The 14587-nt window shown below is 68.2% G+C and carries 15 protein-coding genes and 1 pseudogene; 10 read left to right on the plus strand and 6 right to left on the minus strand.

The genetic code is table 11. From position 1 onward, the window contains the following. Positions 1-190 precede the first annotated feature (190 nt). Positions 191-532 (plus strand): hypothetical protein, encoded by a 342-nt coding sequence (locus tag IEQ11_RS25580; protein WP_191822601.1) that lies wholly within the window; start codon positions 191-193, stop codon positions 530-532. 96 nt (positions 533-628) lie between these two features. Further along, complete coding sequence (locus tag IEQ11_RS25585; protein WP_191822602.1) at positions 629-1036, plus strand: YkgJ family cysteine cluster protein; 408 nt, start codon at positions 629-631, stop codon at positions 1034-1036. Here the strand turns inward: IEQ11_RS25585 and IEQ11_RS25590 are convergent. Beyond that, a complete protein-coding gene (locus IEQ11_RS25590) occupies positions 1024-1560 on the minus strand; it encodes a hypothetical protein (RefSeq protein WP_228464797.1) in 537 nt (178 codons plus the stop codon). The two genes, IEQ11_RS25585 and IEQ11_RS25590, sit on opposite strands and share 13 nt — an antisense overlap. 232 nt (positions 1561-1792) lie before the next feature. On the opposite strand from IEQ11_RS25590, the gene icd reads away from it, so the two are divergent. Beyond that, positions 1793-3121 carry an NADP-dependent isocitrate dehydrogenase gene (gene icd / locus IEQ11_RS25595; RefSeq protein WP_191822603.1) on the plus strand — a complete coding sequence of 443 codons (1329 nt, stop codon included), beginning with the start codon at positions 1793-1795 and terminating at the stop codon, positions 3119-3121. 234 nt (positions 3122-3355) lie between these two features. Here icd and IEQ11_RS25600 read toward each other — a convergent pair whose 3' ends face one another. Next, entirely contained in the window at positions 3356-4390 is a 1035-nt protein-coding gene (locus IEQ11_RS25600) for a DUF4344 domain-containing metallopeptidase (protein WP_052756508.1), read from the minus strand. Between the two features lie 276 nt (positions 4391-4666). Here IEQ11_RS25600 and IEQ11_RS25605 point away from each other — a divergent pair, with 276 nt between their 5' ends. Then, positions 4667-5041 carry a hypothetical protein gene (locus IEQ11_RS25605; protein WP_057923327.1) on the plus strand — a complete coding sequence of 125 codons (375 nt, stop codon included), beginning with the start codon at positions 4667-4669 and terminating at the stop codon, positions 5039-5041. A 3-nt stretch (positions 5042-5044) separates the two neighbouring features. Next, positions 5045-5500 carry a hypothetical protein gene (locus IEQ11_RS25610; RefSeq protein WP_191822604.1) on the plus strand — a complete coding sequence of 152 codons (456 nt, stop codon included), beginning with the start codon at positions 5045-5047 and terminating at the stop codon, positions 5498-5500. A gap of 729 nt (positions 5501-6229) precedes the next feature. Here the strand turns inward: IEQ11_RS25610 and IEQ11_RS25615 are convergent. Continuing rightward, positions 6230-6715, minus strand: a complete 486-nt coding sequence (locus IEQ11_RS25615; protein WP_191822605.1) for a hypothetical protein — start codon at positions 6713-6715, stop codon at positions 6230-6232. Between the two features lie 143 nt (positions 6716-6858). Between IEQ11_RS25615 and aceK the strand changes: the two genes are divergently transcribed. Further along, positions 6859-8601 (plus strand): bifunctional isocitrate dehydrogenase kinase/phosphatase, encoded by a 1743-nt coding sequence (gene aceK, locus IEQ11_RS25620; RefSeq protein ID WP_191822606.1) that lies wholly within the window; start codon positions 6859-6861, stop codon positions 8599-8601. A 9-nt stretch (positions 8602-8610) separates the two neighbouring features. On the opposite strand, the gene IEQ11_RS25625 is transcribed toward aceK, so the two are convergent. Next, the gene (locus IEQ11_RS25625) at positions 8611-9891 is read right to left on the minus strand and encodes a pYEATS domain-containing protein (protein ID WP_191822607.1); all 1281 of its coding nucleotides are present in this window, start codon (positions 9889-9891) and stop codon (positions 8611-8613) included. Between the two features lie 107 nt (positions 9892-9998). Continuing rightward, positions 9999-10364 (minus strand): hypothetical protein, encoded by a 366-nt coding sequence (locus tag IEQ11_RS25630; protein WP_191822608.1) that lies wholly within the window; start codon positions 10362-10364, stop codon positions 9999-10001. Positions 10365-10518: 154 nt separating this feature from the next. On the opposite strand from IEQ11_RS25630, the pseudogene IEQ11_RS25635 reads away from it, so the two are divergent. From IEQ11_RS25635 to IEQ11_RS25655, 4 genes and pseudogenes are all read left to right on the plus strand, one after another. Further along, positions 10519-11421: pseudogene (locus IEQ11_RS25635) on the plus strand (LysR substrate-binding domain-containing protein); the annotation flags it as partial. A 543-nt stretch (positions 11422-11964) separates the two neighbouring features. Continuing rightward, positions 11965-12951, plus strand: coding sequence for a class I SAM-dependent methyltransferase (locus tag IEQ11_RS25645; protein ID WP_425494697.1), 987 nt, complete (start codon positions 11965-11967; stop codon positions 12949-12951). An 81-nt stretch (positions 12952-13032) separates the two neighbouring features. Next, positions 13033-13212 (plus strand): hypothetical protein, encoded by a 180-nt coding sequence (locus IEQ11_RS25650; protein ID WP_191822610.1) that lies wholly within the window; start codon positions 13033-13035, stop codon positions 13210-13212. Positions 13213-13282: 70 nt separating this feature from the next. Next, positions 13283-13816 (plus strand): pseudouridine synthase, encoded by a 534-nt coding sequence (locus IEQ11_RS25655; RefSeq protein ID WP_191822611.1) that lies wholly within the window; start codon positions 13283-13285, stop codon positions 13814-13816. A 51-nt stretch (positions 13817-13867) separates the two neighbouring features. Here IEQ11_RS25655 and IEQ11_RS25660 read toward each other — a convergent pair whose 3' ends face one another. After that, the gene (locus IEQ11_RS25660; RefSeq protein ID WP_191822612.1) at positions 13868-14266 is read right to left on the minus strand and encodes a hypothetical protein; all 399 of its coding nucleotides are present in this window, start codon (positions 14264-14266) and stop codon (positions 13868-13870) included. Between the last annotated feature and the right edge of the window lie 321 nt (positions 14267-14587).

A 14587-nucleotide genomic window follows, 5' to 3' on the forward strand; every position in this document is an offset into this window, starting at 1 on the left:
CCCTACGGATCCGGCCGCGCCCTCATGTCATCTCGTTGAACACACATTGCGGCACACACTCGGCCGATCGCGAGCGCATGCGCGTCGGCCGGCGGCTCGATCGCGCGTAGATCGGCGCCGCGCGCGATACCGATCCACGCCGCGCATCGGGTATCGTCCGGACCGAATCGCCCGTCTCCGCACCGCTCGCATGCGCGACACGCAACTGGGTTTCCACTATTCCTGGTCGGATTTGCGTCCGGTACGGCCGCTGGTGCTGGCGGTGCTGCTGGCCGAACTCGTCGGCGCGGCGATCGGCTGGTCCAGCTTGTCGGCGCCCAGCGGGTTCGTGCGGTTGTGGTTCGGCGCCGCCCTGTCGGCGCTGCCGGGGTTTGCGCTCGGCCTGATCGCGCAATGGCTGTCGGGGCGCGAGCGGTTCGCGACCCACCCGGTGTTGATCCGCCGCATCGGTTTGATCGCGGCGCTGCTGACCCTGGCCGCCGGACTGATGTTGATGCTCGGCCTCGACGCCGAATTCGGCCAACCCCGCTGACCTGCTTCTTCGCGCGGGCGCCGGGCCTGGATCGTGCTTGCGCCGCCGATGGCGGTCGATGAGAAAATCGCGCCTGTCCTTCCCGTACCCGACGTCATGTCGTCTGCCGCCCACCCCTGCCTGAGCTGCGGCGCCTGCTGCGCCCGTTTCCGCGTCGCCTTCCACTGGAGCGAGACCGACGCGCACCCGCACGGCGTGGTGCCCAGCGAACTCACCCAGCCGCTCGACCCGCACCGCGTCGCGATGCGCGGCACCTATGCCGGCGCGATCCGCTGCACCGCTCTGCGTGGCGAAGTCGGCGCCGATGCGCACTGCGGCATCTATGCGCAACGGCCCTCGCCGTGCCGCGAACTCAAACCGGCGTGGGAAGACGGAACGGCGAGTCCGCAGTGCGACAAGGCGCGCGCGGCGTATGGGATGGAGCCGTTGTCGCCGCCGGATTGGATTCGCGCCGAAGCGAGCGACCTCGCCTACGATTCGCATGCGGATATTCAGCGATCGTAACCACCGGCCTCTCCCAGCACACCACGCTCCGGCGCAATCGCGGTGTCGCGTACGTAGTACAACTGCTTGTGGCCCTTGGCCGCGTACTTCGTCCTGACCCACTCGGCGTAGCCACGGCTCTGGAAACGGGCCATCTCGAATTCGTTGCCGTGATCGTCCACGCGCCAAAGCCACCATCGCGCCGGGCCGAGTTCGGGCTGGATCGCAAGCAGCTCGCTTTGATCCAGGCAAAGATGGGCCAAGGCGTTATCGAAATCGCGACGGCTATCGTGCGAGGTATCGGCCACCGACAAGTGAACTCGCTCGGCGCCAGGCGAACCGTTCGGATAGGCGTCGACCAGATAGATGGTTCCTCCGATACGCAGTACCGCGACCCGGCGCAATCCCAATCCGTCCTCTTCGCATTCGTCGAACGACCCGATATCCCAACGCCGCTCGAACTCCTCGCACGTCCACGGCAGCACGCACAACCAGAAAGGTTCGATCCGGTTCCAACATTCAGCAGCAATGCGCTGCACGCTCATGAATCATTCCTCGCATAGTGCACCCGGCGCACTGCCGATGCAGTTAGAGGCTACGGCCAGTTTGGCATCCGATTCGCCCCTCTTCCCCCTGAAACACAGCGACCCACCGCGCACTTTGCCTCGCCCCGCCCGAACCGCGACAATGGCGGGCCGGGTCGCAGCGCCATCGCGTCCCGCAAGGACCCTGCTCCGCCCCGTGCGCCCGCGCACGGTGGCCCCACTGGAGATCGTAATGACCGAGTTCGTAGCGACGCCGCCCGCAGGCGGCGCCAAGATCACCAAGAGCCCGACCGGCCTGAATGTGCCGGATCGCCCGATCATCCCGTTCATCGAAGGCGACGGCACCGGCCCGGACATCTGGCGCGCTTCGGTGCGCGTGCTCGACGCCGCGGTCGCCAAGGCCTACGGCGGCAAGAAGAAGATCGAGTGGCTCGAGGTCTATGCCGGCGAGAAAGCCAACAACACCTACGGCACCTGGCTGCCCGACGGCACCGTGCAGGCCTGTCGCGACTACTTGGTGAGCATCAAGGGCCCGCTGACCACGCCGGTCGGCGGCGGCATCCGCTCGCTCAACGTCGCGCTGCGCCAGATGCTCGACCTGTACGTCTGCCTGCGCCCGGTGCGCTGGTTCGAGGGCGTGCCCTCCCCGGTCAAGAAGCCCGGCGACGTCGACATGGTGATCTTCCGCGAGAACACCGAGGACATCTACGCCGGCATCGAATGGGCCGGCGGCAGCGCCGACTCGCAGAAGGTGCTCGACTTCCTGCAGAAGGAATTCCCGCAGGCGTTCGACAAGATCCGCTTCGGCACCGCCGAAAAGAACGCGGCGTGGCTGGGCGAACTGCAGGCCATCGGCGCTCCGGCGCGCGATCTGCCGGTCGAAGTCGGCCTGGGCATCAAGCCGGTCAGCCGCCTGGGCACCGAGCGTCTGGTCCACAGCGCGATCAGCTATGCGATCGAGAACAAGCGCAAGTCGGTGACCCTGGTCCACAAGGGCAACATCATGAAGTACACCGAAGGTGGCTTCCGTGACTGGGGCTATCAGGTGGCGCGCGACTTCTTCGGCGCGGTCGAACTCGACGGCGGCCCGTGGCACGTGATTCCCGAAGGCAAGCCGGGCGCGGGCCTGATCATCAAGGACGCGATCGCCGACGCCTTCCTGCAGCAGATCCTGCTGCGTCCGCGCGAGTACGACGTCTCGGCGACCTTGAACCTCAACGGCGACTACCTGTCCGACGCGCTCGCCGCCCAAGTCGGCGGCATCGGCATCGCGCCGGGCGCGAACATCAACTACGTGACCGGCCACGCCGTGTTCGAGGCGACCCACGGCACCGCGCCGAAGTACGCCGACCTGGACAAGGTCAACCCGGGTTCGGTGATCCTGTCGGGCGAGATGATGCTGCGTTACCTGGGCTGGACCGAAGCGGCCGATGCGATCATCGCCGCGATGGACAAGGCCATCGGCAGCAAGCGCGTGACCTACGATTTCGCCCGCCTGATGGACGGCGCGACCGAGGTCAAGTGCTCGGAGTTCGCCGACGAGATCATCAAGCACCTGTAATCGGGGCTTTGATGGGATTCGTGCAAAAGGGCGCTTCGGCGCCCTTTTGTTTTCAACGCGTAAATCGGTTGCTACCTGTAGGAGCGGCGCGAGCCGCGACCGCGACATCACGCTTGCGTCGTATCTGTGGTGGCGCGGTCGCGGCTTGCGCCGCTCCTACAGGGGGCAATCGATGCAGCGAAAAGGCCCGGCGGATGCCGGGCCTTTCGCGTACAACCGTCGCCGCAAGCACAATCAGCGCATATACGGCGCCTGCGCGTTGTCGACCTGCTTGCGCTGAATCTCTTCGATCTTGGCCCGCTCTTCCTCGGCGGTCATGCGGTGCTTGGGCGCGATGTTGGGCTCGATCAGGCGCATCCAGTTGCGGGTGATCTGCTTGCTTTCTTCCTCGCAGCGCAGCGCGCGCGCTTCGGGCAGGCGGCCGCTGGTGACGATGCGCAGGTACTTGCCCGGGTTGTGGCCGTAGACCATGCACTGCAGGTTGAAGTAACGCTGCGCGCCGACCGAGTGTTCGTCGGCATAGGTCGCCATGTCGTGCTGGCCGTCGTCGGTGGCGATGAAGAAGGTCGCCGCCAGCTGCAGTTTCTGGGCGATGTCGCCGGCCGATTCGTCGGCGCTGACGAACGACAGCATCAAGGTCGTGGCGAGCTGGTCGACCGCGTCTTCCTCGCGGCCGGTCGACGGCAGGTCGAGCATGTCGACCAGCGCGTGGCCGGTTTCGTGCAGCATCAAAAAGCGCAGGTTGGCCATCAGGTAGTTGAGCTGATCGCGGGTGCTGCCGCCGCTGGCCTGGGTCATGGCCGCGCCCTGGCGGACCAGGAACTCGAGCATTTCGTAGCACAGCACGATGTCGCCCTTGTCCTTGGCGTAGAACGCGTTGACCGTGCCGCATTCGGCCGCGATGTAGTGGATCGGCCGCGGCAAGGTCAGCCAGCCGTCGAGCTGGTTGACCTCGGGCAGTTGCTTGAGCACGTCGATCTCGCGCGCCATGTTGTACATCGGCAACAGGTCGGGATTGCGCGGCGACACGTATTCGTAGGTGAAGTGGGTGCCGTCGGCTTTTTCGGCCGGCACTTCGGCCGCGACCGGCACCACTTCGGCCGGCGGGGTAATGGCCTCGACCGGCTTGACCGGCACCGCGGCGGCGGTGGCGAGGGGCGCCACGACGGGCGCGGCGGCCTGCTTGGCCTGCCATGCGCTGTAGCCCCAGATCGAGCAGACCGCGATCAGGGCCGCTGCGAGAATGCCGATGATGATCTTCTGTACCATGTGAGTGGCTCTTGTCAGGAATGGCGCGGGACACGACGATCCCGATTCCGAGCGCACAAGACGCGGCTGACGATTGGACTTCCCCGATGGCCGTTCCAACCGGCGCCAGTTGCCTCCTTGCACCGTCGGGATCGGATGGTACTCCGATATTTCTGAGGATTGCATCGAATTTTTGACAGTTGCGCTCGCCGATTTGCGGCCGGGCAAGGGCCGCGCGCGGCGGCCGGGCCGGCGCCGCGCCGCGATCTCGCACACGACGTTTAGGGACGACACGCCATGACCGATACCGACCTGCCTCTCGACGGCCCGTTTGCCGGCGTCGACCTCGCCCAGGTGGACCCCGCGCTGCGACGCGGCTTCATCGAAGCGGCGCAGGATTTCGCCGACGTGATCGCCGGCCGTTCGCCGCGTCACGCCGGTGAGGATCGCGAAGGCCCGGTAGCTTCCGACGGCGGCAGTCGCTGGTACCGCGGCCATGGCTACAACCTGCTGGTGCTCAAGCGGCTGTCGCAATTCGGCGGCGTGGCCGGGCTGGTGTACGGGCCGGTCCTGAGCTTCGACGAAGCCTTCAGCCCGCACGAACGGCAACTCAGCGCCACCCGTTTCTACACCTACGACGCCTTGCGCGCGTTGCTCGGCCCGTCGGCCTGAACCGTGCCGAGCTGGGCGCGCGGTCTTTGGTTGCTGTGTGTCGCGGTCATGCTGCCGGCCTGGGTGCATTGGTATTACGTGGTCGGCCGATTCGATCTGGCCTCGTTCGCCGAGATGAGTCCGGCGCGATTTCTCGGCGAACTGGCGCTGGTGGCGCTCGCGCTGTTCGTGGTGTCGGTGCTGCCGTGGTCGCTGTGGCTGGGCTGGCGACGGCGGCGGCATGGGCCGCGCCGTCGCGATGCCTGGATCGGCGCGGTCGCGATGACCGCGGCCACGCTGCTTGCGCTGCACGTCAATCTCGCCGCGTATGCGCCGTTCTACGGCAACACTTGGGCGCGGTGGGAGCCGACCTTCGAACTGGTCCTGCCGCAATGGCCGTGGTTGCTGACGAGTGTTTGGCTGACGGTCGCGCTGGAGTTGGCGGTTGCGGCACGTGTGAGGCGACGGCTACCAAAGTAAGCGTGCCGCGCCAATGAAAGCCCACTTTGTAAAAGGGGGCGGCGCCCGGCGTGGTGCGATTCGTGCGTAAGACTGGCGCGCGGGGGATTCGCTTTTGCTCGCGCAGTGGGAGCAAAAGCGAATCCCCCCTTCCCCCCTTTGGAAAAGGGGGGAAAAGCATGGGGTGCGGGACGTGACGAAGAGGCGCGGGGCGGCCGCGCGTTGTTAGTCGCCGTGCCGGCACGTGTGCGGCGACGGCTGCAAAAATAGAATGTGCCGCGTCAATGAAAGCCCACTTTGTAAAAGGGGGCGGCGCCCGGCGTGGTGCGGTGCATGCGAAAGACTGGCGCGCGGGGGATTCGCTTTTGCTCGCGCAGTGGGAGCAAAAGCGAATCCCCCCCTTCCCCCCTTTTCCAAAGGGGGGAAAAGCATGGGGTGCGGGACGTGACGAAGAGGCGCGGGGCAGCCGCGCGTTGTCAGTCGCCGTGCCGGCGCGTGTGAGGCGACGGCCGCAAAAACAGAACGTGCCGCGCCAATGAAAGCCCACTTTGTAAAAGGGGGCGGCGCCCGACGTGGTGCGGTGCATGCGAAGGACTGGCGCGGGGGGATTCGCTTTTGCTCCCGGAGTAGACGCAAAAGCGAATCCCCCTGCCCCCCTTTGCAAAGGGGGGAAAAGCACGGGCTATGGGGAAATAGAGAAGAACGGGGGGAAGCGGTGCTGTTCGGGCGATGGCTTGAACGATGACTCGCTCAACAATCGTTGTTCTCGTACACCGTCCGCTCCAGCTGATCGTCGAGCTTGTCGCGCTCGGCCTTGCCCATCGCCGTCTTGCTCAGCTGCACCGGCAGCAGCCGCTCGCCGTCGGGGCTGATCCATTTGCCCTTGAGCGTGCCGCCCTTGTCGACCAGCATCATCGCGCCGGTGACGCCGGTGCCCAGGCCCGACTCGACCAGGGCCAGGTGGCCCTTGCGGTCGTCGGTGGCCTGCAGCAGCAGCCATTTCGATACGCCGTCGTAGCGGTAGATCGCGCTGATCAGGCGACGGTCGCCGCCGCAGGGCGCCGGTTCGCTCTTCAGGTACAAGGTCACCGCGCGCTCGCCGACGCGGCCTTTGTACAAGGTCGTGGTGGTCGCGTCGCGGCCTTCGACTTCGGCCGCGTTCGCCAGCGGCATCCGGACCGCCGCGCCCGCGCCGCACAGCAATGCGAGCACGCACAGCACCCGCAGCCCCTGCATCCAACGCCTCTGCGTTGGGCGTGCGCGCGCAACGCGCGGCGTCGACGTCCCGGTCGGGTGGCTCATGATGGTTTCATCCGTAAACGAATCGATACGGCCGCGAGCATGCCACAGGCCAACGACGGTCGCCGTACACTCGAGCCATGGACCACGCATCCGCCCCCACCGACGCCGCACCCGGCGAAGCCGAAGCCGTCGCCGGCCAGATCCGCGACGCCTTCGCCGATTACCACGCGCGTTTCGCCGCGATCACCCGCCGCGCTCAGGGCCGGTTCGAACGCAGCGACTGGCAGGGCGATCGCGCCGACGCGGTCGAACGCATCGAGCTGTACGACCGCTGCATCGCCGAGGCCAGCGATGCGCTGCAGGCGCGGCTGGGCGAGCGCGCGGGCGATCGCGTGCTGTGGTCGGCGGTGCATGCCGCGTATGCGCAAACCGTCGCGCCGCTGCTCGACGGCGAGTTGTACAAGACCTTCTTCAACACGCTCACGCGGCGATTCTTCAAGACCCGCGGCGTCGACCCGTCGATGGAATTCGTCGCCCTCGACATCGAGCCGACCGATTCGATCACCCATCCGGTCGCGCGCCATAGCTACGCGGTGTCGGAAGACCGGCTGGTCGAAACCTTCATGCGCGTGCTCGACGACTACCCGTTCGCGGTGCCGTACGCGCATCGCACTCGCTGCGCGGCGGGGATCGCGGTGCGCCTGCAGGAAGACCTGCAGCATTGGGGCCCGCATCCGGTGCGCGCGGTCGAGTTGCTCGACACGGTGTTCTATCGCGAGCGCCGCGCGTATTTGATCGGGCGTGTGTTCGGCGAGCGTTCGTTCTCGCCGTGCGTGATCGCGCTGGTCAACGAGGACGGCGCGCTCAAGGTCGATGCGGTGCTGACCGTGCGCAGCGAAGTCGTGCAGTTGTTCAGTTATTCGCGCAGTTACTTCCATGCCGACCTGGGCACGGTCGGCGATGCGGTGGTATTCCTGCGCACCTTGCTGCCGGGCAAGCCGATCGACGAGTTGTACACCGTGCTCGGCCGCGCCAAGCAGGGCAAGACCGAACGCTACCGCACCTTCTTCCGCCAGTTCGCGGCGCAGTCGGGCGAGCGGCTGATCCGCGCCGAGGGCGAACGCGGCATGGTCATGGCGGTGTTCACCCTGCCCAGCTATCCGCTGGTGTTCAAGATCATCCGCGACCATTTCGCCTACCCGAAGGAAGTCGCGCGCGAGGAAGTCGAGGCGAAGTATTCGCTGGTGTTCCATCACGATCGCGTCGGCCGCCTGGTCGATGCGCAGCCGTTCCGGTTCCTGCGCTTTCCGCGTTCGCGTTTCGCGCCGGACCTGCTCGACGAGTTGCTCAGCACCTGCGCCAAGAGCATCAGCCTGGACGGCGACGATCTGGTCTTGCACCTGTGCTATGTCGAACGCCGACTGCGGCCGCTGAATCTGTACGTGCGCGAGCAGACGCCCGAGGCCGCGCGCGCGGCGGTGATCGACTACGGCCAGGCGATCCGCGATCTGGCCCTGAGCAATATCTTTCCGGGCGATCTGCTGCTGAAGAATTTCGGCGTGTCGCGGCACGGGCGCGCGATCTTCTACGACTACGACGAGCTGTGCCTGGTCAGCGACTGCCGCTTCCGGCCGGTGCCGGCGCCGCGCAATCACGAAGAAGAAATGGAATCGGGTCCGTGGTTCTATGCGCACGGCAACGATGTGTTTCCCGAGCAGTTCCCGCGTTTCCTCGGCCTGTCGCCGCCGCTGCTGGGCGCGTTGATGCACGCGCACGGCGACATCTTCAAGGTCGAGTGGTGGAAGCGGGTGCAGGACGGGCTGGCCAGCGGGCAGCACAACGACGTGGCGCCGTATCCGTCGCAGCGGCGCTTGCCCTGAGCCTCGCGCTCAATGCGCGGCGAACGCCGCGGGCAGATCCGGCAAGCTGGCCAGGTTCAACTCCAGCCGGGTCGCGCCGCCGTCGGCTTCGGCGCCGATGGTGAACACGCCGGCGGCGACGATACGCAATTCGGCCTGTCCATCCACCACCGGCACCTCGCGCACCATCGAATGGAAGGTCGGGTGCAGGTGGATCGTGACGGTACCGGTCAGCGGCCGCGCCGGGTCGAGCGAGCGCACGCGGATCGTCACCGCGCAGGTGCTGCCGGCCTCGTCCAACGGCTGCACCTGGGCACTGAGCTCGCGGTCGCGAGCGATCGGCGCGCCGCCGAACCGGCCCAGATTCGGATCGGAATTCCATTCGCTCTCCGGGTTGTCCGCGGAGGGCCCGGCATGGGTTTCGAACGACTCATCGTGCAGCGCCTTTATCCAGTCCTTGCTATCGCGCCACTTCAGCACGCGCAGCGGCTCGACCGTGCCGCTGTCCAGGTAGCCGGCCATGCGGCTGTACATGTCGCTTTCGCGTTGCGCCTGCTGGGTTTGTTTCTCGGCCTCTTCGGTCTGGCGCGCGGCCTGCTCGGCCTGTTCGCGCGCCAGCTGCGCCTGACGTTCGGCCTCGGCCTTGCGTTCGCGTTCGGCCTGGGTGTCGCGCTCGGCCTGTTCGGCCTGTTCCCTGGCCCGCGCCGCGTCGGCCTCGGCCTGGCGCGCGCGCCGCTCGGCGGCTTCGCGGTCGCGTCGCTCGCCCGCGACCGCGGTCTCGTTGTGTTCCAGGTAATAGACGAACGCGGTGCGGGTCCAGATGTAGAACCCGATGAAGCCGAACAGCAGCGAGGCCAGCAGGACGAAGCCGGCGCTGGCCGCGCCGTTGGCGCCCAGGCCCCATTCCAGCGCGACCTGGCGCGACAGGCGCTGGAACGCGATGCCGATGCTCTGCGCCTCGACCAGGCCGATGCCGACTACGATCTTGGTCAGCCAGTCGCTGATCTGCTCCAGGTTGGTGTTGTGGGTGAAGCCGCCGCCGTTGTTGCCGCCGGCATGGCCGTCGGCGCCCGGCAGCGCCACCGTCAGGGCGCGCGGGATGCCGAACAGAAAGCCCAGGGTGGCGCCGGCCAGCAAGGCCGCGAGCACCGCGCCGAGCACCGCGCCGACCACGTAGTCGGACACCGCCAGCGCCGCGCTCAGGGCGATGCCCGCGAACAACCACGCCAGCAGGCGCAGGGCGGTGCGTTCGATCGCGGCCACGCGCTTGCGCGCGTCGCTCGCCGGGTCGGGATTGCGTTGGTCGCTCATGACGGCATCCCCCGTTGCCTGATCTGCGTGCGTTCCTTCGCACAGACCAACGCATACGGACGGGACGCTCGGCCAGCGTCACCACCGCGACCATGCGATGGCGAGGCTCAGACGCAGCCGTGCGCGCCGCAGTCGCGCGGGTTTTCGATCCGGGCGCTCTGCGCCGGCCACAACCGCAACCACGCGCGCCAGCCGGTGATTACCTCGGTCCGCGCGGCTTGAACGCGATGCGAGGCCGTTGCGGCCGCGGCCCCGGCCTTCGCCCCGCCGGCCGCAGTCTTGGAACCGGCGCCGGCCGCGACCGTCGACGCGGCGCGGTGACCGATCTGCGCGCCGTCCTCGCCATCCTCGTCCGCATCGCGCGGATCGACGAAATGACCGTGCAGGAACATCAGGTTCTTGTAGATATTCATGGCGTCGTCTCCCTGCCAATCCTTCGGTGGAAGCCAGCGCGGCCCGAACGTGCGGCGCACTGGCTTATTGAGTGATTCGCAAGGTACGCTCGCCCGATTCGGCAAAAAAGCGACGTGTTTGCAAGCCAGACTTGAATCAGGTTGAAGGCGGCCGCGCGCTACGGCGACCGCCCTCAGGCCCGGGCCGAACGCCCCGTCCGACGGACCCCACGCGATGAACCGACCTCCGCTGCACGCCCTGCTGGGCTTCGCCACCGCCGCGCGCACCGGCAACCTGACCCGCGCCGCCGAGTCGATGCACCTGACCGTCAGCGCGCTCAGTCACCAGATCCGCACCCTGGAAGAACGCCTGGGCCGGCGCCTGTTCGAACGCGGCCCACGCGGGGTGCGCCTGACCGCCGACGGCGAGCGGCTGCTGTCGGTGGTCGCGCCGCACCTGGACGCGCTCGACCACGCCCTGCGCCCGTACAGCCCGCGACGCGACGACGTGCTGACCCTGAGCCTGATGGCCTCGATGGCCTCGGCCTGGCTGGTGCCGCGGCTGGGCGGCTTCGTCGCCCGCTACCCGCAGCTCGAACTCAATCTGTTTTCCTCGACCGCGCTGGTCGATTTCGATCGCGAGCCGGGCATCGACGCGGCCATGCGCGGCGGTTACGGCCGCTGGCCGGGGCTGGTGATCGAGCATCTGTTCAACGAAACCCTGGTCCCGGTCGCCAGCCCGGCGCTGATCGAGCGCATGGGCGGGCTGCCGGCGCAGGAGGACCTGCACCGCTGGCCGCTGCTCGGCGACCTGTCCACGTATTGGCAGGACTGGTTCGACCGTTACGGCGGCAAGCGGCCGAACCGCTACATCGCCCATTTCGACGATTCCGAGACCATGCACCGGGCCGCGGTCGAAGGCCTCGGGGTCGCGCTTGGCCGCCTGGCGCGCACCCGGCTGCTGATCCAGAGCGGCCAGCTCGTGCCGTTGAGCCAGGGCCGGCTGCAGATCGACTGGGGCCATTACCTGGTCTATCCCGAACGCTCGGTCGATCACGCCGGGCTGGAATCGTTCCGGACCTGGCTGCACGAGCAGGCGCGCGCTTACGTCGCGCAGATGGAAGCCGACGTGGCCTCGGGCCGCGGCGCCGACATCGAGGACCGCTCCTGCGGCAAGCCCGGCGCGGCCGACGGCCCGCCCGATCAGGCCGCCGACAGCGACGCCGGGGCCGAGGCGACGGCCAAGCCGAAGCGCAAGCGGCGCTGAGCCGGGCCGGCCGCGATCCGGCCGCGGCGCCTGCAACGACCCGGGCACGGGCCATGCTCGGGTCGCCCCGCATCCCCGATCCTGAACGCATGCGGTAGGCTGGCGCCCTCACTGAAGCTCACCGGAGTCTGTTGCATGGAACGTAACCGCCCCGCCCGATTGCTGCTGCTCGCCGCGCTGCTGCCCGGCCTGACCGCGATCGCGCACGCCCAGGACACCAAGTCCGAGCCCGCGCCCGCCACCGGCGAACCGGCCCCGACCAGCGCAACGACGACCGACGCCGCGCCGAGCAACGCCGCTGACGCCGCCGCGGCCGCCGCCCAAACCGCCGCGAACGAAGCCGCCCAGGCCGCCGAAGCCGCCCGGGCCAGCGCCACCGCGGCCGCCGCCGCGACCGAAACGAAGCCAACCGAAGTGGCCGCGCCGACCTCCGCGACCCAACCGGCCGAAGCGACCGCACCCGCCGCCCAGCCCACCGAAGCCGTCGCTCCGGGCCCGGCACCCAAGCCGGTCGAAGCGCCCGCGCCCAAGCCCGTCGAAGCCGCCGCCCCGGTCGCCGCGACCCAACCGGCCGAAGCGACCAAACCCGCCGCCAAGTCGGCCGAGCCCAAGCCGACCACCAAGCCCGCGACCAAGCCCGCCGGCGACGTCGGTTCCCCGAGCCTGCGCGCCGCCGTCGCCGGCAGCTGGCGCGACCCGAAGAACGTCGCCCGCGACGGCTACCGCCACCCGCTGGAAACGCTGACCTTCTTCGGCGCCAAGCCCGAGCAGACCATCATCGAAATCACCCCCGGCGGCGGCTGGTACTCGGAAATCCTCGCCCCGTTCCTGCGCGAGCGCGGCAAGTACGTCGCCGCCGTGGTCGACCCGGACACCCAGTCCTCCGACGGCGCGCGCAAGTACCAGACCAAGGCCAAGGCCACGCTGGAACAGAAGTTCGCCGCCTCGCCGGCGCAGTACGACAAGGTCGTGATCGCCGCCTACGACAGCTTCAAGCCCGCGTTCGGTCCGGCCGACTCGGCCGATCTGGTGCTGACCTTCCGCAACGTCCACAACTGGCGTTCGGCCGGCCAGGCCGAGGTGATGTTCCGGGGCTTCTATGACGTGCTCAAGCCCGGCGGCACGCTCGGCGTGGTCGAGCATCGCGCCAAGAGCGACGTGCCGGCCGACGACAAATCCGGTTATGTCGGCCAGGCCCAGGTGATCGCGCTGGCCGAAGCGGCCGGCTTCAAGCTCGAAGCCAAGAGCGAGATCAACGCCAACCCGCGCGACACCAAGGACTACCCGAACGGCGTGTGGACCCTGCCGCCGGTCAACCAGCACGACGCGGCCGACGACGCCAAGTACCAGGCGATCGGCGAAAGCGACCGCATGACCCTGCGCTTCCGCAAGCCGCGCTGATCGATGCGCCGGCCGTTGGCGCGCGTCGTCGCCGCGCTCGCGGCGGGCGCGCTGGCAGCGTGGGCGGCCGGGGAGCTGGCGATGTCCTTGATCGCCAGCTATTTCATGGCCGAGTACGGCCTGTCCTCGGTCAGCATCGGCGCCAGCGCGATCGCTTACTGGAAGGCCTGCATGGTCGCGGTATGGGTCGTGTCGCCGCTCGCGTTCTGCGCGGCCGGCGGCCTGGTCTGGCGCGGACTGCGACCACGCAAGCGCGATTGATCGGCGCCACCGGGCGGCGGGCGCCGCGATCGGTTTGGCGCCGCGCGCGGGCCTGCGCGATCATCCTCGGATGCTTATCGCGTTCAACAAACCCTTTGGGGTGCTGTGCCAGTTCACCGACCGCAGCCAACCGCCGCGGCCGACCCTGGCCGGCTTCGGCCTGCCGCCCGACGTGTACGCGGCCGGGCGGCTGGATCACGACAGCGAAGGGCTGTTGCTGTTGACCGACGACGGCGGCCTGGCCCATCGCCTCACCGACCCGCGCCACAAGCAACCGAAAACCTACTGGGTGCAGGTCGAAGGCGACCCCGGCGAGGAGGCGCTGCAAACCCTGCGCGACGGGGTCGACCTCAACGACGGCCGCACCCTGCCGGCGCGGATCGAACGCCTCGACCCACCCTCGCTGTGGCCGCGCGATCCGCCGGTGCGCTTTCGCAAGACCGTGCCCGACGCCTGGCTGGCGATCACCATCCACGAAGGCCGCAACCGTCAGGTGCGGCGCATGACCGCGTCAGTCGGCCTGCCGACCCTGCGGCTGGTGAGAGCGGCGATAGGGCCGCATCGGCTGGACGCGTTGCAGCCGGGGCAGTGGCGGCGGGTCTGAGCCGCGCGCGGTTTTTCCATCAGCGCTGTGGATAACCGCCACGCTCCGCGCTCATGACGAACAGTGCCGCAACGCCTCGTCGGGCGTGCGCACTTCCACGCCATTGCAGAAATGGCCCGGGATCACGCAATCCAGATACGGCCGCGCCAGACGCTTCGACTCGGCCTTGCTGGAGATCGTCGGCGGCGTCTGCGCGCCGACCTGGGTCACGCAGCGCTCGTGTTTGTTGGTCACGTACTCGCGGCACTTCGGCGGCGTCAACGTGGTGGGGCCAGGCTCGTTGCCGTCGCACAGGGTCAACGCGGTCTCGCGCCACAACAGATAGAACTCGTGCTTGGGGATCGGGTTCTGCTCGATCGTGGGGATGCTGTACGCGGGCTTGGCGAACCATTGCAGGTAGGCGAACACCGCGGCGGCGGCGAGGACGATCAACAGCAGGATCTTTTGCATGGCGGCTCCGTGGGTTCGCACCGATCACACCATGGCGGTGATGCGATACGGCATTGTCTCGCAGTCGGGATTCGGGATTACGAGCGCTGCGCCAATCAAGGGATCGCCACGCTCGGCGGGTTGGTGGTCGCGCTGCAATCGATCGGCACCGCGGTCGTGCCGATGCGGCAGGACACATGTGCCGCTTCCGGCGAACACGGCACGTTATCTCGCGCAAACGAAGCGCCTCTAGTACATCGCAACGTCGCCGATTCTCAGTATTCGCTGCCGCTCATACCGCGTCGCCGCCCGTCGAGACGGCGCTCCCCGGCCCCGCCCTAA

Origin of the sequence: Lysobacter capsici, assembly GCF_014779555.2 — a bacterium.
GTDB lineage: Bacteria > Pseudomonadota > Gammaproteobacteria > Xanthomonadales > Xanthomonadaceae > Lysobacter > Lysobacter capsici.